Source organism: Picosynechococcus sp. PCC 8807 (assembly GCF_001693295.1).
Classification (GTDB): Bacteria; Cyanobacteriota; Cyanobacteriia; order Cyanobacteriales; family MRBY01; genus MRBY01.
The window spans coordinates 855076-881951 of sequence record NZ_CP016483.1; the positions used below are offsets into that span (position 1 = coordinate 855076).

Consider the following 26876-nt stretch of genomic DNA (forward strand, 5'->3'; position numbering starts at 1 on the left):
AAGGTGATCTTTTTGAAAATTTTGTCCTCCGGTAACCCTTGCCCCTGCGATTTTAATCTGTTGCTTTTATTTCCCCGCTGCCGATGACTGCTTCCCTATTGGCCCCTGGACACACCCTGCGCGGACGTTACCATATTCTCCGGTCTCTGGCCCAGGGAGGATTTGGGGCGACTTTTTTAGCAGAAGACCGAGATCGCCCAAAGCGGCCCATCTGTGTGGTGAAGCTCCTCAAGCCCCAAACCACCGACACAGAAACCCTAACAACGGCCCGGCGTTTGTTTGAAACTGAGGCAAAAATTCTCGATGAATTGGGTCAGCACCCGCAAATTCCCCAGTTGCTGGCTTATTTTGAGGAAGGCCAAGAATTTTATCTGGTTGAAGAATACATCGAAGGACAAAGTCTCTGGGATGAACTACAGCGGCTCTCTCCCTGTCCTCCGGCAGGGGCGATCGCCCTTGTGCAAGAAATCCTGGAATTGTTGGTTTTTGTCCACGAGCACCAGGTAATTCACCGGGATCTCAACCCCAGTAACCTCATTCGCCGCCAAGCCGATCAAAAACTCTGCCTCATTGATTTTGGTGCGGTTAAACAGGTCACCCACCAATTTGCGACTACTTCCGGTCGGCCCACCATTGCCATCGGTACCCAAGGCTATATGCCCCTAGAGCAGATTCAGGGCTATCCCCGTTACTGTAGCGACCTCTATGCGGCGGGGATGATTGCGATTACGGCTCTGACGGGTACCGCCCCCGACAAAATTCCCCTCGATGCCCAAACCGGGGAAGTGCAATGGCAGGATCAAGTGGAAATTTCAGCAGAGGTCAGGCACTTTCTCTCTAAGATGGTGCACCATAATTGGCGCGATCGCTTCGGGACAGCCACAGAAGCCCAACAAGCCTTGCAGCCATTGGCGGCCCAGGGGACACAGTCACCAAAAACGAGCACCCGTGTTTTGTCACCCGTAACGGGCAGCATTCAACACATTAAACAAACGGCGATCGCCCCCCTCAATTACCTCTCAACGGTCGTTTCCCAGCAATACCAGCGTTTGAGCGTTAATCACCAGGCGATCAAGGCCGCCCTTCTCGGTGTTGGCTTAGCGGCGTTGGTGGGCACTGGTCTGGGTGTTCATGCAGGGTGGCGGTGGTGGTCAGAGCGCCAAGCTTTGATGGCCCAATACGAACAGGCCCAACTGTCCCAATCTCAAAATCAACTGGAGCAAGCCCTCGCCCAATACCAAGAAATTTTACAGACTGTCCCAGACCATGAAGGAGCGCTTTTGGGAAAGGCCCAAGTCCTCCAAGCCCTCGAACGATTTGACGCCGCTTTGGGGGCCTATGATCAGCTGTTGGAGGTCAATCCCCGCCGTTGGGAAGCTTGGTGGGGCAAAGGTAAAATCGCCAGCGATCACCAACAGGATGACCAAGCCCTAACTTTTCTCGACCGCGCTATTCAGGAAGATGCCCGGCAAGCGATGGTTTGGGAAGCAAAGGCGCGACTTCATCTCCGTCGCGAAGAAACCGATGCCGCCCTTAGTAGTCTCGATGCGTTTCTCAGATTAGATTCTCAGCAGGTCTGGGCCTGGTTTGAGAAGGGCTGGATTCACCACAACCGTGCCGAATATAATGCGGCGATCGCCGCCTACCAGCAGGCCCTCAAACTTGACGACCGGAACGCCGATATTTGGTACCAGCAGGGCAACAGCTATAGCAAACTGCAACGGTACCGGGACGCCAAAAATGCCTATGTCCGGGTAGTAGAACTGGAGCCAGACCGCGCTCCCGCCTGGTATAGCCTCGGCATGGCCCAGGAAAATCTCCGCAATTACACCGAAGCCCAGGATGCCTTTGCCAATGTCACTCGCCTCGAACCTAACAACGACCGGGCCTGGTATCACCTCGCCTGGAACGCAGAACAAAATGGCGATCGCCCCACGGCCATCAATGCCTACCAACGTGTCGTTGCCCTAAATAGCGATGATCATCCCAGTTGGCGCAGTCTAGGAAATTTACTCTATGACTCTGAAAATTACACCGAGGCGATCGCCGCCTACGAAAATACCCTCCGCCTAGACGATGCCGATGGAGATATTTGGGCGCGTTTGGGGAATGCCTACAAAGCGACGGGTCAGTACCAAGCTGCCATCAATGCCTACGACGAAGCGCTCCAGTACAAGCCCAATGACCCAGATATTTTAGGCGATCGCCAGGATGCCCAGGAGCGTCTCCAGTGGGAACAAGCCCAAGATGATTTTAAAGAAGGAGCCGATAGTCTGAAAGAAGTGCTCCGGGATACCCTGCGGGAAATTGTGCCCTGGTTGTAAGTGACTAACCACAAAAAATCCGGGTAGACCCGGATCTCAGCAGAAAAATGGCTTCAAAAATGGTGATTGGCAAATCCTTAGAAACCAAGGGCAGTCCAATCCACTTCAAAACCTTCGAGAATCAGAGAAGAATTGTAGATCTGGAGAATAATAAGCAGGAATACTAAAAACAACGCCATGAAGACGCCCATGAGCGGTGTGGTGCCCCAACCGGGAGCGACTTTACCGTATTCAGAATTCAAAGGCTTGAGAATATCTCCCAACCGAGTACGCTGTGCCATAGGATTCGTGTATCGTAAAGGATTTTTGTAATGTTCCGTAATATTATAGAGGAAGAGTCATCATAAACTGAGATACACCTATGGATTCTGCAACAGTTCTTAGCATCGGCATTGCGGTGGTTGTGATCGCCGTAACAGGGTTTTCGATTTACACAGCCTTCGGGCCTCCTTCGGTAGAACTTGAGGATCCCTTTGAAGATCATGAAGATTAAGCGGGCAGCTACCCTTTAACATCAAGCCTCATGGCTCTTATGCCTGGGTTGTTTTTCTCCCCAGTCTCGCTGTCATCATAAAACCCTTTTTGATATGTCTTTTTATACCGTCACAATCTGACGCACTTCAACTAGCGCACTTGAAATAAGTTGATCAGACAGCCTCCGGGCTGTTTTTTCTTGGGGGATTGCTCGAAATTCTGGGTTTTAAAAACGTCAAAATAGTTGTAATAAAACCTCAGGTAATAGCTCTTGCACTCCTGGGAGAACAATATTGGCCCCGACATCCTGCAAGTTAGAGGCATACATATACTCCTTGTCGTCACCAGTCTGGGCATGGGGCGGGATCACCCCAATGGCTCGCCATCGTCGTTGGGGCTGTTGGCTGATGGCATTGGTAATGGTGCGCATATCGGCAGCGGTGTCTCCCACGTAGGCGACGGGGGTCTGGGCTGATGCGGCTTCGAGTTGGGCGATCGCCGCGAGTAATCCCTTGGGATCAGGTTTTTCGGGGGCATCTTCCATGGCAATGAGCACAGGATTTTCTAAGCCCAAACGACCTTTTAGTACGTGTTCAGCAGAACCCCGCATGGCACCACTAAAAAAGCCCCAGGCAATATCGGCAGCGGTGAGGGACTCAAAATAGGCTTTGGTGACGAGCAACGGTTCATCGTTGATATACCCATCAAAATTGTGACCCCGGTATTTGCGCTGGAAAAAAGCGACGAGCTCTTTAAAATTGACAGGAATCGTCTCATCCCAACGGCGGATCAGTTCCTGGGAGGCTTTCCAATCGTTATTCCAAATGGCCTCGGCCTTGAGACTATCGATTTCACCATTGCTGGGGCGATATTCCCCCTGGGTGTAATGTTCGACGGTATCGGCGATCGCCCGCCGGTAGGACTGACTCACATCGCGAATCACCCCGTCGATATCAAAAATCACAATCCCCTTCGCCATGGTCATCACCTCTGTTGCAAAACCTATTGCTATACTTATCGTCTCGTTTGCTATTTTCCCAAGTCTTTGACTGAAAACAAAATCAGATTTTTTCTGTTCTCTTAGGGGCTTGGGCAAAGGCTCAATACCCCATAACAAAATTACCGCCCCTTAATATCAGTCCAAACAACATAAAATTGCTCAAACTAAGATTAAAGACGGTAATTCAATTTTTTAGAACAAAACAATAACACCCCATGGGATGCTAAAAGTTGTCCGTCTTAGTTGCGGTAAGGCACTGCGGCAAGGCTGATGTCTGCGGCGGAAACCCGAACGTTGACTTTGGGAATCTGGGCAGAACGCGCCATGTTGAGGAAGAGAGCGGGATCGCCAGCTTGGGGCACCCGGTCGGGAGTCCGGAAACGACGGACTGCATTTTGCCAAACCACTTGGGGGAAGCCCAACTGGGAGCGGTAGTAAGCATCGTAACGGGGAGACTTGATGTTAAAGGGTGTCTCACCTTGCTCACGGCTAGCGAGGCTACGGCGGCGCTGGTAGGGCACCGTGTCATAGCCGAAGTTTTCCATATACTCATCAGTGTTGAGGAGTTGGTCAACAAAGGCCGCTAGACCCTTGGTGCAGATCACGATTGACCAGGCAATTTTTTCCTGTTCGCTGAAGGGATCGCGACCGAGTACCCGTTGGATACACTGCTCAACAAAGCGATAGTTACTGTTTTTGTTATAGAAGCTATCGATGAAGGTTTCCGACAGCAACAGACCCCGAATGAAGTCACGGACAGTGATTTGACCGTTGCGCAACTGGGATTCGAGTAGCTGTTGGCGATCGCACTTAAAAGCGTGGAAGAAAATTTGACGATAGGCAGCGTTGATGAGAACGTCAAAGTCAGAATCGCTAATGACGTTATCGGTTGTAAACACAAAAGGCTGCTCGTCGCCACCGACGGTATACCCTGCTACCCGAGTGTTTTGGCTCGAGGGGGCGTATTGTAATAAAGGAATTGTCAAACCAGACCTCCGTTATATCAGAAGACTTTAAAAAATAAAATTTCTTACTGATTAGCATAAGGGAGTCAGGGGCTATCCCTCGGAAAGATTAAAAAATATTACAGAAGTTAACGTTTATTTCTTGCGCCCTAGGGCCGCAGTAGCTTGCTTTTTCGCCAAAGCTTGGTGAGGTAAGGATCAATTCTGGGGCGATCGCCGGGGCCATTTCCTTAAGATAAAAGGAAAAAAGATCCAGCCCTAAAAGGTCAATTTAGAACAATTGACGGTGGCCGAAAAAAATGCAGTATTTTAGAGAAAGTTGAGTCTCCCAACCCCTTAGTTTGACGGTGGGGTGACCAAGAAGCGATCGCCTTTCCCCATCCCATTGATTGTTCTCCGTTGAGAGTGTAGGAGTTTTCGGATGAATCAAGCCCCCCCTAACGCCGCAAATGCTAGCTTTCAGGCTGCTTTAGACAATTTAGACCTAGATCTAGACCGAGAATTGCAACGTTATCGGCAACAGCGGCCACCATCCGAGCGATTCACACCGCCTCCGAGTCCAGAACCGCCCCTCGATGGAGGATCTGCAGCTCTTGATCAGGGTGATGATGGCGAATTAATGGCCCAACAACCAGCACAGGCTTCTGAAACAGACACTATCGCTGCCGTTGCTGGCCCCCTTTCCCCCTGGGAGCAGTCCACGCCCCCCCCGGAAGATTACCTGCAATCGTCGGAGGAACTCCTCAAAAGTCTAGATGCCAGCAGCCAACCTGTTACCCCGCCTACGCCACGTTGGAAATTAGGTCTTGCTTTTTTGGGAGCAGCCATTTTAGGGGGTGGATTGGTGGCCTTAGCGATCGCCGTTCCCGATTTATTTACCCCAACCCCAGCCCCGGAAACAGCCGCAGAATCCTCCCCTGCCCAGACCACGGCGACAACGCCAGAGACCACTGCGCCGACGACCTCTAGCACCGTTAATCTAGCCTCCCAAGAATTTATCGAATTGCGCCTAGACAATCTCAGTATCATTGATCCCAGCGTGGCCACGGACACCGAAAATACCGATGCCACTGCGTCTACCAGTGCCACAACACCACCCTCGACTCCAGATCAAGCAACAGCAACCCCCCTTGCGCCAGTGCCTGGCTTTCCGGGGACACCTTTGGCTACCCCCGATGGCTTGAAGTTGGGGTATTACTATGTGATTTTCCGGAATACGAGTCCCAGCGCCCTGGAGCGTGCTAAAGCAGTGATTGATGGAGCTTTTGTGCGGCAGTTCCCCGTGGGCCAAGCCATTCAGATGGCAGAAGTCGATTCAGAAGCCAAAGCCGATGATCTGATGCGTCAATTTAAGGCTCAAAAAATTGCAGCGGAGGTTTATTACCATCAACTGTCACCGGCCTCCTAAACGAGGCGATCGCCCCCTGGGCTAGATTAGTAGTTGAAACGCGTCAGTAAGCGGGACACTGGGCACGATGAATTTTTTCCGGCGCACCTGGGATGGCATTCAACAATGGTGGCAACCTGCCGCTGATCCAGAGCACATCCTGGAGCAGACCCTCTGGGACATGGAAAAAAAATTGATCCAAATGCGGCGGGCCGTGGCCCAGGCGGTAGCGAGTGCTAAACGGGGAGAACGACACCGAAAAACTATGGCGGCAATGGTACAGCGATGGCAGCAGTGGGTAAAATTGGCCCTGGATTGTGGCGATGAAACCTTAGCAAAAGCGGCGATCACCAGACGACAAACCTATGGGGAAATGTTGGCGAAACTGGAGGCGCAACGGGAAGAACAACAAGCCTTTATCCGAGGTGTACGTCACGATCTTGAGGCCCTCGAAGACAAAATCAATCACATTAAACTCCAAAAAGATTGGTATGTGACGCGGTTACGGACGGCGATCGCCCAACAGCAGTTACAAACCCTCCAGCAAGAATTAATGGGGGGGAGCTTGGATGCGGCGATCGCCGATTTGGAATTGTCCCTGTGGCAAGTGGAAGCAGAAACCGATCTCATCGATCCCCTCGAAGCACAATTCCGTCAGCTAGAAAAAAGTCAGCGCCATCACCCAAAAAATTCTTAGAAAAATAAAGGCGATCGCCCACTCCATTTTAGGCGCAACGAAGGGTAAAACTTATGTTACGCTGACCTGTGGTTTTGTATATGTCCAAAGGAGAATTCTGTGGAACGCACATTTGTAATGGTTAAACCGGACGGTGTTCAGCGCGGTTTGGTCGGCGATGTTATCCATCGTTTTGAAGCAAAAGGCTTTAAGCTCGTCGGTCTAAAATTGGTTTCTGTTTCCCGCGAATTAGCAGAGCAGCACTACGGCGTTCACAGAGAAAGACCGTTCTTCGGTAGCCTCGTAGAATTCATTATTTCTGCCCCCGTCGTCGCCATGGTTTGGGAAGGGAAAGGGGCGATCGCCGCCGCCCGGAAAATCATCGGTGCCACCAACCCCCTCGAAGCAGAACCCGGCACAATCCGGGGTGACTTCGGTGTGGACATTGGCCGTAACCTGATCCACGGTTCCGATGGCCCCGACACCGCTGCCAGTGAAATTGCCCTCTGGTTCTCTGAATCTGAATTGGCCAACTGGGAACCCGCCACCAAAGCTTGGCTCTACGAATAAATCCAATCTGTTTGGTTTCCAAGCAAATTTTGGCAATTTAATTTTTTCCAAGACCTCGTTCAACCCTAACGGGGTTTTTTCGTGGCTATTCCTCTTCATCCCAGAGCCGTTCTAATTGGTGCTGCCAAGCCAATAAAGCCCGCTGTTGTTCCCTGGGTTCTTGGTCGAGGCCCCCCATAATCCCTTCTTGGTAAAACCGGGTAATCGTTTGCATCGTCTTTTCGATACTTTGCCCCTGGGACTTGGCGGCACGGATAATTTCTCGCACTTTATCTTCGGCCAGTTGATTAAAAAAGGGACTGAGATTTTGTTGGTGTAAAGCCACCATTTCTGTTAACACCTGTTGGAAAATGGCGGTGTCAAGTTGTTCTAAGGGATATTTAAATACGCCCCAAAGTAAACCCTGGTTGAGGGCGTAGCGGACGAGTTTATTTTCATTAAAGTTACTTTCGAGCAACTGGCCATAATAGGGTTCTGCGTCGTCCTGGGACGCGACAGGTACAAAGATCCGCAGCATTTGACCATCACTAGACAGGCTCACCAGTAGGTGAAACCGAGCTTGGGATTTGTGTACTTTCCAAGTTTTGTTGTCTGTGTGGTTAATTTTGGCGTCGGGAAAAAATTCAGTGAGGGTAGCGGAGATGGCGTCTGGGGTCATTGTTGCAACTTGAATCGGAAAAATTGAATATTCGCCTTGTACTCGATCAACAGCGGAGGTTATGGCTGGGTCGTGGAACAGGAGTGCCAATCATGGACAGCGACGACAACATCATCAATGGCTTGACGGGTAATTCGGGCCGATTGGCCGGTTTGGTTCGCCAAAATACTGACCAATAAGGTGCTGTCATCGGGTAGATCGAGGTAGCCAGAGAGGCCAGAAACGTGGGTCATAGTGCCTGTTTTCCCAAAGAAATGGTTTTCTACTGGGGTATCTTGAAAGCGGTTTTGGAGAGTGCCTGTGCGGCCGGCGATCGCCAAAGAATTCCAGTAAATTTCCCCCTGGGGATGGGTCAGCATACCGTCCAAGGTTTGAATTAAGGCCATGGGAGTGACAAGGTTATGGCGAGAAAGACCAGAGCCGTCCCGCAATCGGTAGGTGGCAGGATTGACCCCAATAGATTCTAGGATTGTTTCTGGGTCTCGGTCAGCGGTAGTAAGGGTTTTCAGGAGACTTTCGGCAAAAAGGTTATTGCTGTCTTGGTTGGTGGTTTTGAGGATTTCAGCCAAGGGCTCAGAGGCGATCGCCGTGAGTGGTTCAATTTTGTAGAGGAGGCTTTCTTTGTTGAGTGGATCAGGGAGTAGGGACTGGATATCGGTGTCGATGACCCGGCCTCCTTTGAAAGTAATGTTTTGACTGCGCAGGATAGTTTGCACCGTTTCGAGGGCATAGCGGCCAGGATTTGGAATCGATAAAAACCATTGCCTTGGTGGTGCATCGGGGGCCAGTTCTCCCCGGAGGGTGAGGGTATTTGTCCCATAGGTTTGGCGGGGTTCTGGGGGAATATTTGCGCCTTCTGGGGTTGTAAAAAGTTGGTGATCCAGTTGCCATTGGCGGGCGGCGATCGCATCCGACCAAGTGACACGGGCGCGACTCCCCACGGCTCCGGGCGTCACAGTGGCAGTGACAACATTTTCATTGAGAATAAGCTGATTTACAGCCGTTGCATAATACCAAGGTAAATCAGACCATTCCCAGGTGGGGGACAGGGTTGCGGACGGTGGACTATCAATAATAATGACCTCTCCCACATCCGTAATCCCTTGGTTTTTAAGTTCTTCGAGGGCGGTGCGGAGCTTTGCCGTGGTTAGGGTCGGGTCTCCTTGACCTTCAATCACCAAATAACGAACTTCTCCGTGGATATGCCGAACGAGGGAAATGGGCGTCTGGAATTGGTAGTCTGCGCCTAAGTCGGTGAGGGCAGCGGCAGTGGTGAGGAGTTTTTGGTTAGAAGCTGGCACAAAAAAAGTGTCGACTTGGTGCTCAAATAAGAAACTATCGGTCTGGGGATCTTGGATCGCAATGCCCCACTGGGTTTGTTGCTGTTCTGGACGCTGGAGGATCTGAGAAATAGTGCCAGAGAGATCGCAGGTCTTTTGGGATTGGGCCAGACTTTGGGGGCTAAAAGCCAGGGTCGCTAAACTTACCAGGGCGAGGATCTGGCTTACTGGTTGAAATTGTGTTTTCCCCATTTTTTCTCCTCGTCAACGGTCAGGGCGCATTTGTCCTACTATACTGCCGTTTTTGGTGGGCTTCGGTACACTGCGAAAAGGATCTTTGTGGTTTTCTTGGGCTAAATCTCCATGAGCGAACAATTTTTTCAACGGAAGCAGACTTTTTTTGACCGCTGGGCGAGAAATTACGACATTTTATTGACCACGCCCTTTTACCAGGCTGTCCATAAGCGGTTACTCACCTATGCTGATTTCCCCAGAGATGGCCATGTGCTCGACCTGGGTTGTGGGACGGGCAAATTATTTAAACGACTCGGCAAGCTTTATCCAGAATTAACGGGGGTGGGGTTGGATCTATCTCCAGAAATGTTAGCCCAGGCCCAACGGAAAAATATCCATGGCGATCGCCTTTCTTTTGTCCAGGGGAATGCCGAGGCGCAACCTTTTCCGGAGAATACCTTTGACGCAGCGTTTAATACCATTAGTTTTTTACATTACCTGAACCCCGAAACGGTTTTAGGGGAAGTGCAGCGGGTGCTCAAGCCGGGTGGCCAATTTTATCTAGCGGATTATGGCAAAGGAGAATTGTGCCAAGGGGATGGTTTTCCCTTTTCGCCTGGGGGATTGCGTTTCTATTCCCGGGCAGAACGAACCGCCATGGGAGAACGGGTTGGCCTGGAAACCGTGGCGCACCATTATCTGATGTTCGGCGTTTTACTCACGATTTTCCAGAAAAGCGAGGAAATCCCAGCGGCGATCGCCCCTTAAGTCGTCCCCACGAAGCCCCGATTATGAGATGATTGTCTGCAACAAACGGGTTCACGCAAACAAGTATCATGACCAACGCTAAAGCCATCTCTATCCTTGGTTCCACCGGATCAATCGGGACGCAAACCCTCGATATTGTGCGATCGCACCCCGATAAATTCCGCGTGGTGGGGATGGCCGCTGGGCGTAACATTCAACTGCTGGCCGAACAGGTGCGGGAGTTCCACCCAGAGATTGTTGCCACCAGCCAGGAAAGCCTTTTACCCGAACTAAAATCTCTCCTTCAAGATTTAGAACACCAACCCCAAATCATCGCTGGCAAAGCGGCGATCGCCGAAGTGGCCCGTTATGGTGATGCCGAAAGCGTGGTAACGGGGATTGTGGGCTGTGCTGGACTTTTACCGACCATTGCGGCGATCGAAGCCGGCAAAGACATTGCTCTTGCTAACAAAGAAACCCTGATCGCTGGGGGGCCAGTGGTTTTACCCTTAATCGAAAAATATGGCGTGAAACTACTGCCCGCTGACTCCGAACATTCCGCGATCTTCCAATGTCTCCAGGGGGTGCCTGAAGGAGGTTTAAAGCGGATTATTCTCACGGCCTCCGGGGGCGCTTTCCGGGATCTGCCTGTGGAAAAATTGGCCACCGTCACTGTCAAAGATGCCCTGAAACATCCCAACTGGTCCATGGGGCAAAAAATTACCATCGACTCCGCTACCCTGATGAACAAGGGTCTAGAGGTGATCGAAGCCCATTATCTCTTTGGTAAAGATTACGACGACATCGACATTGTGGTGCATCCCCAGAGCATCATCCACTCCCTAATCGAGCTGCAAGATACCTCGGTTTTAGCCCAGTTGGGTTGGCCTGATATGCGCTTGCCCCTGCTCTATGCCCTCTCCTACCCCGAACGCATTCACACCGATTGGGAGCAATTTGACCTCGTGAAGGCCGGCGATCTTACCTTCCGGGAACCGGATCACCATAAATATCCCTGCATGAATTTGGCCTATGCTGCGGGACGGGCCGGGGGATCGATGCCAGCAGTTTTAAATGCAGCGAATGAGCAAGCTGTGGCCCTTTTCCTCGAAGAAAAAATTGAATTCCTCGATATCCCTCGTCTCATCGAAAAGGTTTGCGATCGCCACCAAAACGACAACAAGACAAACCCGACCCTAGACGACATTTTGCAGGCAGATCAATGGGCCAGACAAGCTGTTCTTGAATTACAGCCACAATTAGCTTAAGGCCAAATCAAATTCCTTAGTTAACAGCTTGCAGGAAGTCTTGGACGGTAAGAATGGAAGCGTCTCGAAAGGGATGGAGAGCGAGTAAATCTTGATCGCCTGTGATGAGAAAATCAGCCTTGCCGTTGACAATGAGTTCAAGGAATTTGTCATCTTTGGGGTCGCGGCAGACCGAAACTTTTTCGATGATGGGAACAATTTCAGAGGCTAGTGCCAAGCTTGTTAAAAAATCGTCTCTGATTTCTCTGGTCAGATAACGGTCAAATTTTTGTCGATTGAGAACCTCACTTAATTCTGACAAAACATCTAAAGACGTCAGGATAATGCCCTGTTTTTGAGCGAAAGTTACAACTTCCATACAGTTGGAACTTGAGAAAACCAAAGCACTGACAAGTACGTTTGTATCAATAATGATGCGGCATTTATTCATCCGCCAAAATTGTTTCTAAAATCTCCGGTGTCATGCCTTGGGCAATAGCTTGCTGACTCGCCGTTTCCATGACTTCTAGGAGTGGTTTGGGGTTAATTGCTTTGGCAAGAAAAATATTCAGCAATGCTTGGATTTGCCGTTGTTTTTGAGGATCAATCTGTTGATAGGCCTCGGCGAGATGAGACTCGACTTGAATGGTGATTGTTTCCATTGAATATGACCTGACGTAACGAATTTTTGGCGAGGCAATGACCAAGCTCACAGGATTGTACCTAGAATGCAGGTAATTTTGCACCAGTTTGCACCTGCCAGAGGCTGTAGTATAAACCCTGCCGATCAAGGAGTTGTTCATGGGTGCCTTGTTCAACAATTTTGCCTTGATCCATCACATAAATGCAGTCGGAATGGCGGATCGTGGAAAGGCGGTGGGCGATCGCAATAGTGGTGCGATGCTGGGTGATTTTTTCGAGGGATTTGGCGATCGCCGCTTCGGTTTCATTGTCCACAGCAGAAGTAGCCTCGTCCAAAATCAGAATGGGCGGATCTTTCAAAATGGCGCGGGCGATCGCCAAGCGTTGCCGCTGGCCACCGGATAATTTTTGCCCCCGTTCCCCGACGATGGTGTCGTACTGTTGGGGTAGGGTTTCAATGAAATCATGGGCTTCCGCAAGTTTTGCGGCTTGGATAATTTCTGGGAGAGTTGCATCGGGATTGCCGTAGGCAATGTTTTCCGCCACGGTGCCATGGAACAGAAACACATCCTGACTCACTAGACCAATGGCGCGCCGCAAATCCTTGAGATAGATATCGCGAATATCAAGGCCATCGACAGTAATTTGTCCCTGGTTAATTTCGTAGAAACGCAGGAGCAATTTCACAATCGTACTTTTCCCAGAACCCGTCGCCCCCACAATCGCAATGGTTTGCCCCGCAGGAATGTGGAGGGAAAAATCTTGCAAAACCGGCGCTCGCTCAAAGTAGGCAAAGGAAATATTGTTGAGTTTGATCTCCCCTTTGACCGTATGGGTGGGCAGGGCTACCTCCCCAGAACGAATTTGCACTTCCGTATCGAGGAGATTAAAGACTCGGTTACTCGAAGCCATCGCCCGTTGATAAAGATCCATCGTTTGCCCCAGGCGGGTCAGGGGCCACAGCAACCGCTGGGTCATAAATACCAAAACACTGTAGGTACCCACAGCCAAAGCTCCTTGTTCCACCTGCAATCCACCGAAAAAGAGAATCGCCGTAAACCCAGCCAAAATCGCAATCCGGATCAAGGGGATAAAGGCGGCACTTAAGGCGATCGCCCGCTCATTACTTTGAAGATAAGCATCACTGTCAAAGCGGAGCCGTTCTAGCTCGTAATGCTCCGTCGTAAAGCTTTTAATAGTCGTGATGCCGCTGAGGTTATTGGATAGGCGCGAGCTGAGTACCCCTACCTTTTCGCGCACATCGGCATAGCGGGGAGCCAACTTTTTCTGAAATGCCACAGAACCCCAGATGATGATCGGAATCGGCGCCATCGCCATCCAGGCCGCTGAGGGGGTCGCGTAGAAAAATAAGCCTCCAATCAAAATCACCGTCGTGATCACCTGCAAGATTTCGTTGGCGCCCACATCGAGAAAGCGTTCCAACTGGTTCACATCGTCATTGAGCAGGGCCAATAGCTCCCCGGTGCTGCGTTCTTCAAAGTAGCCCAACTCCAGTTCCTGCAAATGGCCGTAACCATCGAGACGGAGATTGTGTTGCATTTTTTGGGCTAAATTGCGCCACAGACGTTGGTAGAAATATTCAAAAATGGACTCGGCACTCCAGATTAGGAAAGACAAAATGCCGATGACGACCAATTGACCGATGATGCTGGTGACACCAAACTGGGCCACAAAGGAGTTGTCCCGCTGTACTACGGTATCCACTGCCACCCCAATTAGCACCGGAGGCGCCAGATCAAAGAGTTTATTCAGAACGGAACAGGCGATCGCCAAATTGATCTGTTTGCGGTAGCGACTACCATAGCGGAATAAACGGGTTAGCGGATGGGACATACTCAAAGAAAATCAAGCCAATACCCAAAAGATCATAACCTGTTCTGTTTAATCTTCGCCCGGCTCTAGCACCTGCACATCCACCGTTTTAGCGTCGGCGTTATCCGTTCCTTGCGGCCCGTCCACTTCCACGGCGGCTACCTCTACCGTCCCCTCAGGGGTCTGGCGCTGGAATTTCTTTTCTGTAATTTGCACCACTTCACCGCAACTAGGGCAGCGGGCCATGGAATTGTTTAAACCCGTAAATTCATAGCCACAGACCGGACAATCTGCCTCTACCAAATTGCGCTTGAGCCACCACTGGAAGCCCACCACCCCCAAGGCGATCGCCACGGGAATGAGCAGAATGAGAATAATAAACCCGTTGACAACCCAGCCGAGGCCCACCGAAGTCAGTAACGCCGCGATCAGAATAAAGGTCAAAAAACAGCCGAGGCCCGAAGAAGAGAATTGAATATTACGAGAGAAAGGATCGTTCACAATATTTCTTAATAATTGTTAACTGCTTACGATAGTGCCTCAAGTTTATTTCACAAACCGAGATGATAAGCTTACAAATGCACAAAAATTATTTTAATAAATCATGTCGGAAAGCAATAATACACCTCTTTTATTGAGGGCTGCACGGGGGGAAAAAGTTGAGCGGACACCGGTTTGGATGATGCGTCAAGCCGGACGTTACATGAAAATTTATCGCGACCTGCGGGAGAAGTACCCGAGCTTCCGGGAACGTTCTGAAAATCCTGATCTCGCCATCGAAATTTCGCTCCAACCTTGGCATGCATTCCAGCCTGACGGTGTAATTATGTTTTCGGATATTCTCACTCCCCTACCAGGGATGGGGATTCCCTTCGACATCATCGAAAGCAAAGGGCCAATCATTGAAAACCCGATCCGCACCCAGGCCCAGGTCGATGCCATGACCCCCTTTGATCCGGCAGAATCCTTGCCTTTTATCAAAACAATCCTTGGCACTCTCCGCCAGGAAGTGGGCAATGCCTCGACGGTACTGGGATTTGTCGGTGCCCCCTGGACGCTAGCTGCCTATGCCATTGAAGGTAAGAGTTCAAAGAACTACGCCATCATCAAAAATATGGCTTTTTCTGAGCCTGCTGTGTTGCACAGTTTCCTTGGAAAAATTGCCGATGCGATCGCCGATTATGTTTGCTACCAGATCGAATGTGGGGCTCAGGTGATCCAAATGTTCGACTCTTGGGCGGGCCAACTCAGTCCCCAAGACTACGATATGTTTGCCCTGCCGTATCAAAAACGGGTTGTGGACAAAGTCAAAGCAAAATACCCAGACTTCCCGCTGATTCTGTACATCAGTGGCAGTGCCGGTGTCCTAGAACGCATGGGTAAATCTGGTGTCGATATCGTCAGCGTCGATTGGACGGTGGATATGGCCGATGCCCGCCAGCGCCTTGGTAAAGACATGAAAGTCCAAGGCAATATTGATCCTGGTGTGCTGTTTGGTTCCCAGGACTTCATCAAAGCGCGGATCATTGACACCGTGCGTAAAGCCGGCAATTGGGGACATATTCTTAACCTTGGCCATGGTGTTCTCGTTGGCACCCCTGAAGATAATGTCCGCTTCTTCTTTGAAACCTGTAAGAACGTCCAGAGTTTCCTCTAGGTTTTAAAGCCATTCCTTCATTCAGAAAAAGCGTTTTAGGAGAGTCAAATCCTAGGGCGCTTTTTTTGGGGAATTGGGCTGACACCGTAGGCAGGGCCGACATTTCTCGATAGAATTTCCTAGCGTTTGCTTTTAGTTAAAAATTCTGGGGAATCAGCGGGATGACAGTGCAACCAAAACTCATTATTCACGGTGGGGCCGGCAGTTCCCTCAAGGGAAAAGGGGGCTTAATCGCCGTACGGGAGTCGCTCCACAGGATTGTTCAAGAGGTTTATGACTTCTTAGAACAGGGCGGCAGTGCTGTGGAAGCCGTTATCCTAGGGGCAAAATTATTGGAAAATGAGCCGCGTTTCAATGCAGGTACAGGGTCAGTGCTCCAGTCCGATGGTCAAATTCGCATGAGCGCTTCCCTGATGGATGGTACGGCCCAAAAGTTTAGCGGCGTGATTAATGTGGGCCGCATTAAAAATCCCATCGAAGTGGCCCAGGCGTTGCAAACGGAAGATGATCGGGTGTTGTCCGATGTTGGTGCGGCAGAGATGGTGCGGTTACTACAGCTCCCCATTCATGATCCTCTGACCGATTTACGCCTCGAAGAATGGCTGGAAGAACGTAAGGGAAATTTTCGCAGTAGTATGGCCGGGGTTGTCGCCGAGGATGAAATGGCGCGGCGCGGCACCATTGGGGTGGTGGCCTTAGATCAAAATGGTCGGGTTGCAGCGGCTACCTCTACGGGCGGGAAAGGTTTAGAGCGGATTGGTCGGGTGAGTGATTCGGCGATGCCTGCGGGAAATTACGCGACCCAGGTGGCTGGGGTCAGTTGCACGGGCATTGGGGAAGACATTATTGACGAATGCCTTGCGGCGAAGGTGGTTATTCGGGTCACGGATGGTTTAAGTTTGCCAACCGCCATGGAAAAATCAATCCAGGAAGCAACGGTAAATAAACGGGATCTGGGGGCGATCGCCTTGGATGCCGGGGGCAATATTGTCTGGGGAAAAACCAGCGAAGTGCTCTTGGCGGCCTACCACGACGGTACTGCTGTGGGGGATACTCTGGAATGGCAACTGGAACCGGGGGTCGGTTGTCTTTAGGGAAGAGTGGAGGCCGATGGTGATGCGTGCTCTTCTAAAACGTCTGGCGATCGCCCTGGGGACATTGCTTGCCATTAGTTTTGTGATTTTCACAATTTTGGCCTTGGCACCGGGGGACCCCCTCAGTGAATTTGCGAATAATCCGGCGATCACGGCTGAGGTGCGGGAAAATATTCGGCGATCACTGGGCCTGGATCAGCCCTTTTATCTTCGTTATGTCAAATGGCTCTGGGCGCTGTGCCAGGGGAATTTGGGCTATTCTTTTACGAGTAAAAGTCCTGTGCTGGGTCTGATTTGGCAACGCCTACCGACGACCCTCTGGGTAGTGGGTCTTGCCTACGGTTTGAGTGTGGCGATCGCCTTACCCCTGGGGATTATCTCTGCCCTGCGCCGCAACTCTCTTTTGGATCAACTGGCCACCACCTTTGCTTTTTTGGGGTATTCTCTGCCCACTTTTTTCACGGGTTTGCTGGCGATCATTGTCTTTAGCGTGAAATTGCAGTGGCTCCCCTCGCTGTACAACAGCACCCTGGTGGTTAATGATTTTCAGAGTTTTTGGCAGCAGATCCAGCAATCGATCCTGCCGATCACCGTCCTCGCGTTGTACCAAACGGCGATTTTGACTCGGTTTGTGCGCAATGCAATCCTCGAAGAGTTGCCCCAGGATTATGTGCGGACGGCCTATGCCAAGGGCTTGGGGGAATTTGCCGTGCTCCGCAAACATATTTTGCGCAATGCTTTGATTCCCGTTGTCACCCTGATTGCCATTGACGTGCCGAGCATTGTGACGGGGGCCTTGGTGACAGAGCAAATTTTTCGGGTGCCAGGGATCGGCGCGCTACTCATTGAATCCATTAACCGCAACGATACCCCCGTGATCATGGGCATCACGATTATCTATGCGGCCTTGGTGGTGATCTTTAATGCGATCGCCGATCTAAGTTACCGTTTCCTCGATCCTCGCATTAAGTAACAAAAAAATCCTCCCTTGAGGGAGGTGCCGTAGGCGGAGGGTGTTTTCCCTTGGGAGAGGTTATTCTTCCTCAGCTGTGACCTCCACCATGTCTAAATTGTCTTCCTCGGCGGCAATATCCACAGTTTCTAAACCGTCTTCTTCTGCTGGGGGCGGTACTAGGGCCACTGCCACAATCGCATCATCTCCATCAAGGCGCTGCACCCTGACCCCCGTAGCACTGCGGGATTGGAGCGAAATCGACTCCACAGCCTGACGGATCATAATGCCGCGCCCCGTGACGAGCATCAGTTCATCTTCGGGATTGACAATTCTCAGGGAAGCCAACCGATCTGCCTTAGATTTGAATTTAATCGCCCGGAGGCCCACCCCAGCGCGGTTTTGCAGGCGGAATCGTCCCACGGGCACCCGCTTGCCGAAGCCTTTTGTGGTTACGGCAATCACCCAAGGCCCCTGGTCAACATTTTCGGTGACTTCTTCGTTATCGTCTTCGTCTTCTGCTGTATCCGCAGCGGCGATCGCCGCCGTAATTTGAGACGACACAATATCCATACTTACCAATTTGTCATCGTCGGATTTGAGTTTCATCGCCCGCACGCCTCTCGTAGAACGGCCCAAGGGACGTAACTGGTTATGGTCAGCCTGGAAGTGGATCGCCATCCCTTCACTACTGGCCACAATGATGCTGTCCTCCTGTCGCGCGAGGCGTACCCAACGGAGTTCATCGCCATCTTCGAGGGAAATGGCAATTAGACCGTTCGAGCGAATTTTGGCAAAGGCAGACAGGGCGGTTTTTTTGATGTAGCCGTTCTGGGTGAGCATGACGAGGTATTCATCCTCGGTAAACTCACTCACTGCCAGCATCGCTGTAATTTTTTCATCCTTCGGGATGGGGAGCAGTTGAATGGCTGGTAATCCTCTGGCCGTGCGGGAACTCTGGGGGATTTGGTAAGCGTTTAGAGAATAAACGACGCCGCGCTCCGTAAAGAACAGCACATGGTCGTGATCGCAGCAGGTGAGGAAGTGATCGACGCCATCGTCTTCCTTCATTTTGGTGGCGGCTTTGCCGCGAGTGGCGCGGTTTTGGGCGTCAAAGGTGGCCACGGGCATGCGTTTGATATAGCCTTGTTCGGTGAGCAAAATAGCCGCTTGCTCATTGGCAATTAGGTCAATATCCTGGAGATCACCATCATCCAAGACCAATTCTGTGCGGCGATCGCTCTGGTGGATAGTCTTAATTTCGGTGAGCTCTGCTTCGATAATCGCGTAAACCCGTTCCCGACGCGCGAGAATATCTTCGAGATCCGTAATCTTCAGCAACAGATCCTGGTGTTCTGCTTCGATCTTGTCCGCTTCTAGGGCCGTGAGGCGACGCAATTGCATCTGTAAAATGGCATCGGCCTGGGCTTGGCTGAGGTTGTAGCCGTCCATCAACCCCTGACGGGCGATCGCCGTATCCGCCGCCTGGCGAATCAAGTGAATCACCGCATCGAGATTACCGAGGGCAATGAGTAATCCCTGGAGAATGTGATCCCGTTCCTGGGCCTTGCGCAGTTCATAGCGGGTGCGCCGGGTAATCACTTCCACCCGGAAATCCAGGAACACCTGAAGGAATTGCTTCAGATTGAGCAACTGGGGTTCGCCGTTGACCAGGGCCAGCATATTCGCGCCAAAATTGGCCTGGAGGGGCGTGTGTTTATACAGATTATTTAAAACAACACGGGGATAAGCATCGCGCTTGAGTTCGATGACGATCCGCATCCCTTGGCGATCGCTTTCATCGCGGATATCAGAGATGCCATCAATTTTCTTATCGTTGACCATATCGGCAATGCGTTCGATCAGCGCCGCTTTGTTGGTCTGGTAGGGCAGCTGGGTGACGATAATTGCTTCTTTTTCCCGGCCATTTTGGCGGAGTGTTTCAATTTCTGCGACTCCCCGCATGGTGATCGAACCCCGACCCGTCATGTAAGCATCTTTAATCCCCGAACGACCGAGAATCTGTGCCCCCGTCGGAAAGTCAGGGGCCGGAATGAATTGCATCAATTCTTTGATGGTGATCTCAGGGTTATGGATGAGTGCCGTCACCCCATCAATAATTTCCCCAAGATTATGGGGCGGAATATTGGTCGCCATCCCCACCGCAATCCCCGAAGAACCATTCACCAAAAGCTGGGGAATCCGAGAAGGGAGAACAACGGGTTCCTGTTGGGAGCCATCGAAGTTATCCGCAAAGTCAACGGTTTCTGATTCGATATCCCGCAGCAGGGCATTGGTCGCCAAGGACTGGAGCCGACATTCGGTGTAACGCATGGCCGCCGCTGGGTCGTTATCAATGGAGCCAAAATTACCGTGGCCATTGATCAGCGGGTCTCGCATGGAGAAATCCTGAGCCATGCGCACCAGGGCATCATAGACCGCTGTATCCCCGTGGGGGTGATATTTACCGAGGACTTCCCCCACGACCCGGGCACATTTCCGGAAAGGGCGATCTGGGGTCAAACCCAATTCATACATCGCATACAAAATACGACGGTGTACGGGTTTTAAGCCATCCCGTGCATCGGGTAACGCCCGCCCCACAATCACGCTCATGGCGTACTCTAGGTACGAGCGTGACATTTCATTGCTTAAATCGGTGGGAATAATGCGCTCCTGGGGGGAGGTCATAGGATTTCGGCTCCGCTAGGTCAAAAAAGGTTAAAAACCAGAGAAAAAGACGTTAAGGAAGATTATTTTGCGTTTTTTAACTGGATTTTTTCGGTCAAATAGACTCCCATTTTACCACAGTCTTTGGGGCATAAACTGGCTCAGGAAAAGGCTTTGGGCCTAGGGGAGATTGGGCGCAAGGCTGCTTAGACCCTGACGGGGCGTCCATTGAATCGTGCCGTCGGTTTCGCTCCAGTAAACGATGCGGTTGGGCGCTAAAAAATGACCCTGGGGAGAACCAATGGCGATCGCCTTTTGGGGTTTGAGGGTCTGCCAGATTTTGAAATCGAGATCAGCGGCCTTTGCAATGAGAATGGCCGGATTCCACTGGGCGATAAAGTCGGCGTCGGCGGTTTGTTTACTGAGCAAATAAAAGGCTTGGCCTTGGAGACGAATTTCTAAAATATGCAGATCTTCCTGGAGGAGTTGCAAGCGGATCGGACCGAGGCGTTTCGGTTCGAGGGGGCGGAGGATTGTAACCTTATCGGTTGGAGATTGGGGGAGTGAAAAACGCTGTTTGATAGGCAGTTCACCGGAAAAATCAACGGTTTGGGCGGCGGGGTCGGGGGGCGTCAGGGAAAGCAAGCCATCAATTTGATTGAGGCCGCTGCGACGTAAAAAAGGTTCGAGGGTATATTCCCAAAATTCAGGAGAACCGACATTAATTACCAGGGTTTTACCGCCCGCTTGGGCCACAATTACAGGGGTTTGGCGATCGCCAAAAATTGTTACTTGAGTGGTATTGAAGTGACGATAAACCAGCACCGTAATAAAAAAGATTAGTAAACCGCCGATAAGGGGCCTGGCCTGTTTTTGGGCCCAGGGAGAGCGCCAAATCAGCAACATTACCCCATAGAAAACAAGCAGTTGCGGCAAAGGTAGCGCGGCCACACTCGCTTGGCTCCCAGGCAACGCCACAACCTGTTCCACGAGCCAAATCATCCCTCGCAAAGGCCAACCCAGCCCATAGGCGATCGCCCCACCGAGTTCTGGGATGAATAGACCGACAGCACCGCTGACCATACCGCCCAAACTAACTAGGCCAATGACGGGCGACAGCACAATGCTGGTGGGAATCGAGTAGGTGGCGATCACATTAAATTTGTAGGCCAGTAAGGGTAATGTCCAAATACTGGCGGCCATGGGAATGGCGATCGCCGTTGCCACCGTTGGGGGAAGAAAATCTAGCTTTTTTTGAAGCGGCTCTAGGGTCGTAAATAGGCCAAAGGTTGCCAGAAAACTGAGTTGAAAGCCCAAGTCCCAAAGCCATAGCGGTTTAATCAGGAGCAACACCGTTGCCGTCACTAGCAAAAGACCAATGGGCTTGACCTTGCGATCAAGCACTAGGGCCACTAAACCCCCCATCCCCATTAAGGCCGCCCGGAGAATCGAAGCCTGGAAACCAGTCAGCAGCACGTAACCAAGTAAAGTTCCCAGCGCGCCATAGAATTGTGTTTTCTCTTCTTGATCACGTAGGAGCCACAGCACGACCCCCAACAACAGCGACACATGGAACCCAGATGCGGCGACGGTGTAGGCCAAGCCCGCTTTGACCCACAAATCATAAATTTCGGGGTCTAAATTGGTGGTCTGACGTCCCAACACCATAGAACTGAGCAAGCTAGCGGGTTTGTCTGGTAAAAATTCCCGATGGCTCCGTTGAATCCGTTGGCGTAGTATTTCTGTGAGCGACTCTTCTCGCCGAATTAATACCGCTTCCCAAGCACTAAAACCCAGAAAAGTATTGTTTTGGCGTAGGTAATCTGGAAAACTGAAGGCAAATTTATTTTGGGGCGGTTGGGGTTTGTATAAACGCCCTGTCAACTGGAGGCGATCGCCAAGCTTAAATTGAGAAAAATCTCCGCTTAACGTGACATATAAATTCTCTTTTTGGGAAGCAACATTTTGCCCTAGGTTTACATTTTGCACCCGAAACCAAAACCGTTGTTTGTCTGGTTCTTGTGTGGTGATGGGGCGATAAATTTTCCCTTGGATTTCTACGGGACTTTGTAATAAACTGGGCTGACTTTGGGTGAGGCTATAGAGACCATTGGTCGCCGGACGGGGTAGACGCCCTTGACTATAAACGACAGCCAGCAGCATCACCAATCCCAGCATCGGCCAGAAGCGGCGCGGCACTTGCCAGAGATAACGGGGAAGAAAAATTGTTGCGAGGATTGTCCCCAAGGCGATCGCCCCAACCAATAACCCCCACTGCAGCAAAGAAGGTTGCGGGTTCAGTGGCCCCCAAAATCCCGTTAAACCAAGACCAATGAGATATCCAAGACAGAGGACGATACCACGCTGAAAAACCATAGGCAAAGAAAGCAAAGGTACAAAAACTTGTCCACAAGCTTAGCTCGACTTTATCCATGGGAATTAGTGAGGAAACGGTAGAAGGACTCAGAGTAGAAAATTTGTGTGAATCAATAACTATGCCGTTGAGCACCAAGAATGGGCCATCCTCTATATTGCCGTCGATTTTCGCGAGCCATCCCCAAATGAGCGCCATAAAAATCCGCATTGACATTGCAAAGACCTCCAAGGCAAAACCCGATGCGCGTCATAGTGTTGTTTCTCTCACCCGTGACCAGGGTTGTCCGTTGACTCCCCAAAAAGGCGATCGCCAAGGTAGCCCAAAAATATCACTCCACTTTCATGGCCTATGGGAAAAATCGATAAATCTCTTTCCTATGCAAAAAGCGGGTAAAAATCAATGTATTCTCTGAAAGTTCGATACCTATACGATAATCACCTAGCCGGATGCGATAAAAAGTCTAATAGCCTTGCATTTTTTTGAGATTATTAATTTCGTTTAATTGCCCGGCCTGCTTACACTGCAAAATAACTTCTTTGGCTTTTTGGCGAATTTTTTTATCTTTGATTTTTTTGAGATCTTTTTGAAAGCGAGATTCAAACAGTATTTTCATTATTCTTCATCTAACAAAGTAAAGATCTCTTCTTCGCTCACAAAATCATTTTGTCTACCTTCAATGATTGCTTTTCCGAGTCCCACTTCTTCAAGGGCATCAAGGAGAATTTCTCGAATAACTTCCTGACGATTTTGTAAGAGATCGATCACAATCTCTGTCAAGAGTTCTTTGGTTTTACTGTCATCAAGTTGGATTTGCATTGTATTTTTATACAGAAAATATATTAATTATCATAACTTCTTTTTTACTTATCGCCTGTGTGGAGAACAGTTAACCCCACAAGTTCATCATTTTTCCATACCGAATAATCACATCATCATCCATTAATTCAGTATCATCACTCGACACCGGAGGATTATAAAAATCGATGTAAAGAACATCTGCTTCAGCGTCATAGAAGAGATACAAGGGACGCTTCTGCAAATCCTGTAACAACGGTACAAACTTTAAATAACTAAGGCTTTCTTCCACTACGACCATACTTCAATCCTTTGATTGAGTGAGTTAAGACGACGAGTCAGAAATGCAGTAATCACAAAACCATCATCTGGTCTTTTTTCTTTATAAATCACAACTAAAACCTTTCCTGCTTCCATTTCTCGAATGGCCATCAAAGCTCCATCATTACCAAAAATAATCTGATCATAATTGGCGATAACTAAGGTTCTTTTGAGACTTGTTCTTCCCAAGTCGAGATTAAAAATGCAGCCATTGAGCCAGCTAAATTAACCGCAAGCTCTGCATGCCGATTAGATGGTTTAATTGCTTTTTTTCCTATTCCATGAGCATCGCTTAATTGATTGCGTAATGTTCCTAGTCCTTGAATTACTGAGTGGCAACCACTGAAGATTTGCTTGAAAGTATGTTCCTGATAATCTTGCGGCGCCATTTGAAGTTGTTTGGCAGTTTTCTTATAAAGTTGAGGTAGCTCATCCTGATTATTGTAATCAACATTTGCTTCATCTAAAATATGCTTACAAACTGACTCAATTAATGTTCGAGCCATTGTAATTGCGGCCTCTGGATCAGTATTGCGTCGTTCAAGAGCCTTTTCCCATGCAGCATGAATATTTTGGCCATCAAAACTAGTAAGAATAGTCGAGATATTATTATCTAATGGTTGAATTCCCATCAATAGTGGAAGCTGAATATTAAGTTGGCCAAGCTCTTTGTCTAAATCAACTTCTTTAATTGACCAATGAGTCCTATCCATTTCATAATGTTTAGTGTCAATTTTAAGCTCAAAATTTTTTTCTAAGAGTTGAGAATGAGAGAGAAATTTATCAATATCAACGATTTTATATTCTATTTTTACCATGCCCTGAAATTCAATGATATTTGTGATGTATCCAAATTTTGGATCTTGATTGCATCGAGATTCATAGGCAAAAATGCATGGCAATTTACAAATAGAGTCAATCTCTTTTTTTCGAAACGAGCCATATTTTTGAGTGATCTCGCTGGTTGTGTATTCACGTATACATCGACTTAATTCGAGCTTAAATGGTTCACCATTCCAAGCAGATTTTTGAGAGGAAACTAGTAAATTATACAATTTTTTCTCTAACAATCAGAATGACTAAATATAAAAAGAGAAGAGTGGAATAACAATTATGCTAACCACCCTTCTGAAAATATAAAGTACAGAAATTAAGTTAAGCCTTGGCGAGTTCCTCTTGGGCGGCAGTACTAGCTAAATACTTTTCCAGTTCCGTTAACGCATCCGCATCAACTTTGGTCTGCATCGGGCAGAACTTTGGCCCACACATGGAACAGAATTCCGCAGTTTTATAGATATCTGCGGGAAGAGTTTCATCGTGATACTCACGGGCGCGTTCCGGATCGAGGGACAGTTCAAACTGTTTCTCCCAATCGAAGTTGTAACGAGCATGGGACAACTCATCATCGCGATCGCGCGCCCCAGGACGATGACGGGCAATATCTGCCGCGTGGGCCGCAATCTTATAGGCGATGAGGCCATTCCGTACATCCTCTGCATCAGGTAGGCCGAGGTGCTCTTTTGGGGTGACATAGCAGAGCATTGCCGTGCCATACCAGCCAGCCATTGCTGCGCCGATCGCCGAGGTGATGTGGTCATAGCCAGGCGCAATATCAGTCACCAAGGGGCCGAGCACATAGAAAGGTGCTTCAGAACACTCTTCCATCTGCTTTTTCACGTTGAACTCGATCTGATCCATGGGGACGTGGCCAGGGCCTTCTACCATCACTTGGACATCGTGTTCCCAAGCGCGACGGGTCAGTTGACCCAGGGTTTTGAGTTCGGCGAGTTGCGCCTCATCAGACGCATCGTGGGTACAGCCAGGGCGCAGAGAATCCCCAAGGCTGAAGGACACATCGTAACGCTTAAAGATTTCGATAATGTCGTCAAAGTGGGTATAGAGGGGATTTTGCTTATGGTGATGCAACATCCAACGGGCAAGAATCCCACCACCACGGGACACAATCCCCGTAATCCGGTTTTTTACGAGGGGCAGATGCTCGATCAAGATCCCAGCGTGGATGGTCATGTAGTCCACCCCTTGCCGGGCGTGCTTCTCGATGATGTGCAGAAAATCATTGGCCGTGAGGTTTTCCATGTTGCCATGGACACTTTCTAGGGCTTGGTAAATGGGCACAGTCCCGATGGGCACCGGTGAGGCTTTGATAATGGCGGTACGAATTTCGTCCAGGTTGCCGCCCCCAGTGGAGAGATCCATCACGGTATCCGCGCCATATTTAACGGCCTGTTGTAGCTTGGCCAATTCCTCATTAATTTCGGAGGAGTTGGGGGACGCACCGATATTTGCATTGACTTTGCATTTCGAAGCAATGCCGATACACATCGGTTCGAGGTTGGTGTGATTGATATTAGCCGGGATAATCATGCGGCCCCGGGCTACTTCGTCGCGAATCAAGTCAACGGGCAGATTCTCACGCTTTGCCACGTAGTCCATTTCTTCGGTGATAACGCCTTGGCGTGCGTAGTGCATCTGGGAGACGTTACTTTGACCTTGCCGTTTGGCGACCCAATCAGCTCTCATATTGTTTTAATCCTCTATTAACAGCTTCCCTACGCTGGTATTACCCAGTCTCAGGTTCTAAGGGACTATCTCAGTCTGATTCCTATGACAGACACCCCTAGCTATGGCAATAAATTCTAACATCACTCCTTAGCAAAGTCTTGGGAAGTATGGCGGGGCTGGGATCAGAGTCTGACGGGATTTGGGCAGATTTAAGGATTTTTGGACCGCAGTCTGGAAAATCGCTATTTTCTGGGGAAAAAGCTAAAAATCAACAATTCATCACCGGATGTATGGCGGAACTGGTTACAATGATGGACAAATTTTTCAGGTTAAGATTGCTAATGGGTTAATTAGAATGGGTGGCTTTTTTAGCTATTGTTCTTTTGCACTCGCGATCCGCCTGTCCTAGAACATTCCCGTGGGACAAGGAAAGGGTTGCCCTGGGTGTTT

The 26876-nt window shown here is 49.9% G+C and carries 28 protein-coding genes and 1 riboswitch; of the genes, 11 read left to right on the forward strand and 17 right to left on the reverse strand.

The genetic code is table 11. The features are described 5' to 3' along the window. Positions 1-83 precede the first annotated feature (83 nt). Entirely contained in the window at positions 84-2324 is a 2241-nt protein-coding gene (locus AWQ24_RS04155) for a serine/threonine-protein kinase (RefSeq protein ID WP_232318865.1), read from the forward strand. Positions 2325-2401: 77 nt separating this feature from the next. Here the strand turns inward: AWQ24_RS04155 and psbH are convergent, their stop codons facing one another. Then, on the reverse strand, positions 2402-2605 hold the full coding sequence (gene psbH, locus AWQ24_RS04160; protein WP_012306436.1) for a photosystem II reaction center phosphoprotein PsbH: 204 nt from the start codon (positions 2603-2605) through the stop codon (positions 2402-2404). Positions 2606-2685: 80 nt separating this feature from the next. Here psbH and psbN point away from each other — a divergent pair, with 80 nt between their 5' ends. Continuing rightward, the gene (gene psbN, locus AWQ24_RS04165; protein ID WP_012306437.1) at positions 2686-2817 is read left to right on the forward strand and encodes a photosystem II reaction center protein PsbN; all 132 of its coding nucleotides are present in this window, start codon (positions 2686-2688) and stop codon (positions 2815-2817) included. Between the two features lie 216 nt (positions 2818-3033). Here psbN and AWQ24_RS04170 read toward each other — a convergent pair whose 3' ends face one another. Both AWQ24_RS04170 and AWQ24_RS04175 read right to left on the reverse strand, forming a co-directional pair. Next, a complete protein-coding gene (locus AWQ24_RS04170; protein ID WP_012306438.1) occupies positions 3034-3777 on the reverse strand; it encodes a TIGR01548 family HAD-type hydrolase in 744 nt (247 codons plus the stop codon). A 260-nt stretch (positions 3778-4037) separates the two neighbouring features. Continuing rightward, the gene (locus AWQ24_RS04175; protein WP_030007594.1) at positions 4038-4784 is read right to left on the reverse strand and encodes a phycobilisome rod-core linker polypeptide; all 747 of its coding nucleotides are present in this window, start codon (positions 4782-4784) and stop codon (positions 4038-4040) included. Between the two features lie 400 nt (positions 4785-5184). Between AWQ24_RS04175 and AWQ24_RS04180 the strand changes: the two genes are divergently transcribed. The 3 genes from AWQ24_RS04180 (at position 5185) to ndk (ending at position 7396) form a co-directional block, all read left to right on the forward strand. Next, complete coding sequence (locus AWQ24_RS04180; protein WP_065716090.1) at positions 5185-6171, forward strand: hypothetical protein; 987 nt, start codon at positions 5185-5187, stop codon at positions 6169-6171. 67 nt (positions 6172-6238) lie between these two features. Beyond that, entirely contained in the window at positions 6239-6847 is a 609-nt protein-coding gene (locus AWQ24_RS04185) for a PspA/IM30 family protein (RefSeq protein ID WP_065716091.1), read from the forward strand. Between the two features lie 99 nt (positions 6848-6946). Continuing rightward, complete coding sequence (gene ndk, locus AWQ24_RS04190; RefSeq protein ID WP_065716092.1) at positions 6947-7396, forward strand: nucleoside-diphosphate kinase; 450 nt, start codon at positions 6947-6949, stop codon at positions 7394-7396. An 85-nt stretch (positions 7397-7481) separates the two neighbouring features. On the opposite strand, the gene AWQ24_RS04195 is transcribed toward ndk, so the two are convergent. Together AWQ24_RS04195 and dacB are read right to left on the reverse strand one after the other, a co-directional pair. Further along, complete coding sequence (locus AWQ24_RS04195; RefSeq protein WP_030007590.1) at positions 7482-8054, reverse strand: hypothetical protein; 573 nt, start codon at positions 8052-8054, stop codon at positions 7482-7484. A 59-nt stretch (positions 8055-8113) separates the two neighbouring features. Beyond that, a complete protein-coding gene (gene dacB, locus AWQ24_RS04200; RefSeq protein ID WP_065716093.1) occupies positions 8114-9586 on the reverse strand; it encodes a D-alanyl-D-alanine carboxypeptidase/D-alanyl-D-alanine-endopeptidase in 1473 nt (490 codons plus the stop codon). Positions 9587-9697: 111 nt separating this feature from the next. On the opposite strand from dacB, the gene AWQ24_RS04205 reads away from it, so the two are divergent. After that, positions 9698-10336 carry a class I SAM-dependent methyltransferase gene (locus AWQ24_RS04205; RefSeq protein ID WP_065716094.1) on the forward strand — a complete coding sequence of 213 codons (639 nt, stop codon included), beginning with the start codon at positions 9698-9700 and terminating at the stop codon, positions 10334-10336. 68 nt (positions 10337-10404) lie between these two features. Next, positions 10405-11583 (forward strand): 1-deoxy-D-xylulose-5-phosphate reductoisomerase, encoded by a 1179-nt coding sequence (gene dxr / locus AWQ24_RS04210; RefSeq protein WP_012306446.1) that lies wholly within the window; start codon positions 10405-10407, stop codon positions 11581-11583. 16 nt (positions 11584-11599) lie between these two features. On the opposite strand, the gene AWQ24_RS04215 is transcribed toward dxr, so the two are convergent. The 4 genes from AWQ24_RS04215 to AWQ24_RS04230 all read right to left on the reverse strand — a co-directional run bounded on the left by AWQ24_RS04215 (position 11600) and on the right by AWQ24_RS04230 (position 14538). Further along, positions 11600-12013, reverse strand: a complete 414-nt coding sequence (locus AWQ24_RS04215) for a putative toxin-antitoxin system toxin component, PIN family (protein ID WP_065716095.1) — start codon at positions 12011-12013, stop codon at positions 11600-11602. Next, the gene (locus AWQ24_RS04220; RefSeq protein WP_041443377.1) at positions 12006-12224 is read right to left on the reverse strand and encodes a hypothetical protein; all 219 of its coding nucleotides are present in this window, start codon (positions 12222-12224) and stop codon (positions 12006-12008) included. The genes AWQ24_RS04215 and AWQ24_RS04220 overlap by 8 nt, the downstream gene beginning before the upstream one ends. 61 nt (positions 12225-12285) lie before the next feature. Then, positions 12286-14058 carry an ABC transporter ATP-binding protein gene (locus AWQ24_RS04225; protein WP_065716096.1) on the reverse strand — a complete coding sequence of 591 codons (1773 nt, stop codon included), beginning with the start codon at positions 14056-14058 and terminating at the stop codon, positions 12286-12288. A 48-nt stretch (positions 14059-14106) separates the two neighbouring features. Further along, positions 14107-14538 (reverse strand): FYDLN acid domain-containing protein, encoded by a 432-nt coding sequence (locus tag AWQ24_RS04230; protein WP_062432899.1) that lies wholly within the window; start codon positions 14536-14538, stop codon positions 14107-14109. A 103-nt stretch (positions 14539-14641) separates the two neighbouring features. On the opposite strand from AWQ24_RS04230, the gene hemE reads away from it, so the two are divergent. The 3 genes from hemE (at position 14642) to AWQ24_RS04245 (ending at position 17761) form a co-directional block, all read left to right on the forward strand. Then, on the forward strand, positions 14642-15694 hold the full coding sequence (hemE, locus tag AWQ24_RS04235) for a uroporphyrinogen decarboxylase (protein WP_012306451.1): 1053 nt from the start codon (positions 14642-14644) through the stop codon (positions 15692-15694). Positions 15695-15855: 161 nt separating this feature from the next. Further along, the gene (locus tag AWQ24_RS04240) at positions 15856-16788 is read left to right on the forward strand and encodes an isoaspartyl peptidase/L-asparaginase (RefSeq protein ID WP_065716097.1); all 933 of its coding nucleotides are present in this window, start codon (positions 15856-15858) and stop codon (positions 16786-16788) included. Positions 16789-16807: 19 nt separating this feature from the next. Next, a complete protein-coding gene (locus AWQ24_RS04245; protein ID WP_065717302.1) occupies positions 16808-17761 on the forward strand; it encodes an ABC transporter permease in 954 nt (317 codons plus the stop codon). 60 nt (positions 17762-17821) lie between these two features. On the opposite strand, the gene gyrA is transcribed toward AWQ24_RS04245, so the two are convergent. After that, a complete protein-coding gene (gene gyrA, locus AWQ24_RS04250; protein ID WP_065716098.1) occupies positions 17822-20431 on the reverse strand; it encodes a DNA gyrase subunit A in 2610 nt (869 codons plus the stop codon). 159 nt (positions 20432-20590) lie between these two features. Further along, positions 20591-22786 carry a ComEC/Rec2 family competence protein gene (locus AWQ24_RS04255; RefSeq protein ID WP_065716099.1) on the reverse strand — a complete coding sequence of 732 codons (2196 nt, stop codon included), beginning with the start codon at positions 22784-22786 and terminating at the stop codon, positions 20591-20593. Positions 22787-22971: 185 nt separating this feature from the next. Here AWQ24_RS04255 and AWQ24_RS16395 point away from each other — a divergent pair, with 185 nt between their 5' ends. Further along, positions 22972-23199 carry a hypothetical protein gene (locus AWQ24_RS16395; protein WP_198161510.1) on the forward strand — a complete coding sequence of 76 codons (228 nt, stop codon included), beginning with the start codon at positions 22972-22974 and terminating at the stop codon, positions 23197-23199. Between the two features lie 48 nt (positions 23200-23247). Here the strand turns inward: AWQ24_RS16395 and AWQ24_RS16400 are convergent, their stop codons facing one another. The 6 genes from AWQ24_RS16400 to thiC all read right to left on the reverse strand — a co-directional run bounded on the left by AWQ24_RS16400 (position 23248) and on the right by thiC (position 26444). After that, a complete protein-coding gene (locus tag AWQ24_RS16400; RefSeq protein ID WP_198161511.1) occupies positions 23248-23400 on the reverse strand; it encodes a hypothetical protein in 153 nt (50 codons plus the stop codon). Then, positions 23400-23603 (reverse strand): hypothetical protein, encoded by a 204-nt coding sequence (locus AWQ24_RS04265; protein WP_065716100.1) that lies wholly within the window; start codon positions 23601-23603, stop codon positions 23400-23402. The genes AWQ24_RS16400 and AWQ24_RS04265 overlap by 1 nt, the downstream gene beginning before the upstream one ends. Positions 23604-23673: 70 nt before the next feature. Beyond that, complete coding sequence (locus tag AWQ24_RS04270; RefSeq protein WP_232318867.1) at positions 23674-23883, reverse strand: DUF2283 domain-containing protein; 210 nt, start codon at positions 23881-23883, stop codon at positions 23674-23676. Continuing rightward, positions 23874-24092: a hypothetical protein gene (locus AWQ24_RS16205; protein ID WP_157096828.1), complete on the reverse strand. Its 219-nt coding sequence runs from the start codon at positions 24090-24092 to the stop codon at positions 23874-23876. The genes AWQ24_RS04270 and AWQ24_RS16205 overlap by 10 nt, the downstream gene beginning before the upstream one ends. Next, complete coding sequence (locus AWQ24_RS04275) at positions 24062-24958, reverse strand: abortive infection family protein (protein ID WP_065716101.1); 897 nt, start codon at positions 24956-24958, stop codon at positions 24062-24064. Before AWQ24_RS04275 ends, AWQ24_RS16205 begins: the two co-directional genes overlap by 31 nt. Positions 24959-25058: 100 nt before the next feature. Continuing rightward, positions 25059-26444 carry a phosphomethylpyrimidine synthase gene (thiC, locus tag AWQ24_RS04280; RefSeq protein WP_065716102.1) on the reverse strand — a complete coding sequence of 462 codons (1386 nt, stop codon included), beginning with the start codon at positions 26442-26444 and terminating at the stop codon, positions 25059-25061. 9 nt (positions 26445-26453) lie between these two features. Continuing rightward, a riboswitch (TPP riboswitch) is annotated at positions 26454-26553 on the reverse strand. Between the last annotated feature and the right edge of the window lie 323 nt (positions 26554-26876).

Excerpts from the sequence above, each read along its gene's own strand:
- AWQ24_RS16400 (WP_198161511.1), bottom strand. The coding sequence starts at position 23,400 with ATGAAAATACTGTTTGAATCTCGCTTTCAAAAAGATCTCAAAAAAATC.
- thiC (WP_065716102.1), bottom strand. The coding sequence starts at position 26,444 with ATGAGAGCTGATTGGGTCGCCAAACGGCAAGGTCAAAGTAACGTCTCC.
- AWQ24_RS04195 (WP_030007590.1), bottom strand. The coding sequence starts at position 8,054 with ATGACCCCAGACGCCATCTCCGCTACCCTCACTGAATTTTTTCCCGAC.
- AWQ24_RS04155 (WP_232318865.1), top strand. The coding sequence starts at position 84 with ATGACTGCTTCCCTATTGGCCCCTGGACACACCCTGCGCGGACGTTAC.
- AWQ24_RS04270 (WP_232318867.1), bottom strand. The coding sequence starts at position 23,883 with ATGGTCGTAGTGGAAGAAAGCCTTAGTTATTTAAAGTTTGTACCGTTG.
- psbN (WP_012306437.1), top strand. The coding sequence starts at position 2,686 with ATGGATTCTGCAACAGTTCTTAGCATCGGCATTGCGGTGGTTGTGATC.
- AWQ24_RS04225 (WP_065716096.1), bottom strand. The coding sequence starts at position 14,058 with ATGTCCCATCCGCTAACCCGTTTATTCCGCTATGGTAGTCGCTACCGC.
- AWQ24_RS04255 (WP_065716099.1), bottom strand. The coding sequence starts at position 22,786 with ATGGTTTTTCAGCGTGGTATCGTCCTCTGTCTTGGATATCTCATTGGT.
- AWQ24_RS04185 (WP_065716091.1), top strand. The coding sequence starts at position 6,239 with ATGAATTTTTTCCGGCGCACCTGGGATGGCATTCAACAATGGTGGCAA.
- psbH (WP_012306436.1), bottom strand. The coding sequence starts at position 2,605 with ATGGCACAGCGTACTCGGTTGGGAGATATTCTCAAGCCTTTGAATTCT.
- dacB (WP_065716093.1), bottom strand. The coding sequence starts at position 9,586 with ATGGGGAAAACACAATTTCAACCAGTAAGCCAGATCCTCGCCCTGGTA.
- AWQ24_RS04265 (WP_065716100.1), bottom strand. The coding sequence starts at position 23,603 with ATGCAAATCCAACTTGATGACAGTAAAACCAAAGAACTCTTGACAGAG.
- AWQ24_RS16395 (WP_198161510.1), top strand. The coding sequence starts at position 22,972 with ATGAGCGCCATAAAAATCCGCATTGACATTGCAAAGACCTCCAAGGCA.
- AWQ24_RS04240 (WP_065716097.1), top strand. The coding sequence starts at position 15,856 with ATGACAGTGCAACCAAAACTCATTATTCACGGTGGGGCCGGCAGTTCC.
- AWQ24_RS04180 (WP_065716090.1), top strand. The coding sequence starts at position 5,185 with ATGAATCAAGCCCCCCCTAACGCCGCAAATGCTAGCTTTCAGGCTGCT.
- AWQ24_RS04170 (WP_012306438.1), bottom strand. The coding sequence starts at position 3,777 with ATGGCGAAGGGGATTGTGATTTTTGATATCGACGGGGTGATTCGCGAT.
- AWQ24_RS04215 (WP_065716095.1), bottom strand. The coding sequence starts at position 12,013 with ATGAATAAATGCCGCATCATTATTGATACAAACGTACTTGTCAGTGCT.
- AWQ24_RS04220 (WP_041443377.1), bottom strand. The coding sequence starts at position 12,224 with ATGGAAACAATCACCATTCAAGTCGAGTCTCATCTCGCCGAGGCCTAT.
- AWQ24_RS04205 (WP_065716094.1), top strand. The coding sequence starts at position 9,698 with ATGAGCGAACAATTTTTTCAACGGAAGCAGACTTTTTTTGACCGCTGG.
- gyrA (WP_065716098.1), bottom strand. The coding sequence starts at position 20,431 with ATGACCTCCCCCCAGGAGCGCATTATTCCCACCGATTTAAGCAATGAA.
- hemE (WP_012306451.1), top strand. The coding sequence starts at position 14,642 with ATGTCGGAAAGCAATAATACACCTCTTTTATTGAGGGCTGCACGGGGG.
- dxr (WP_012306446.1), top strand. The coding sequence starts at position 10,405 with ATGACCAACGCTAAAGCCATCTCTATCCTTGGTTCCACCGGATCAATC.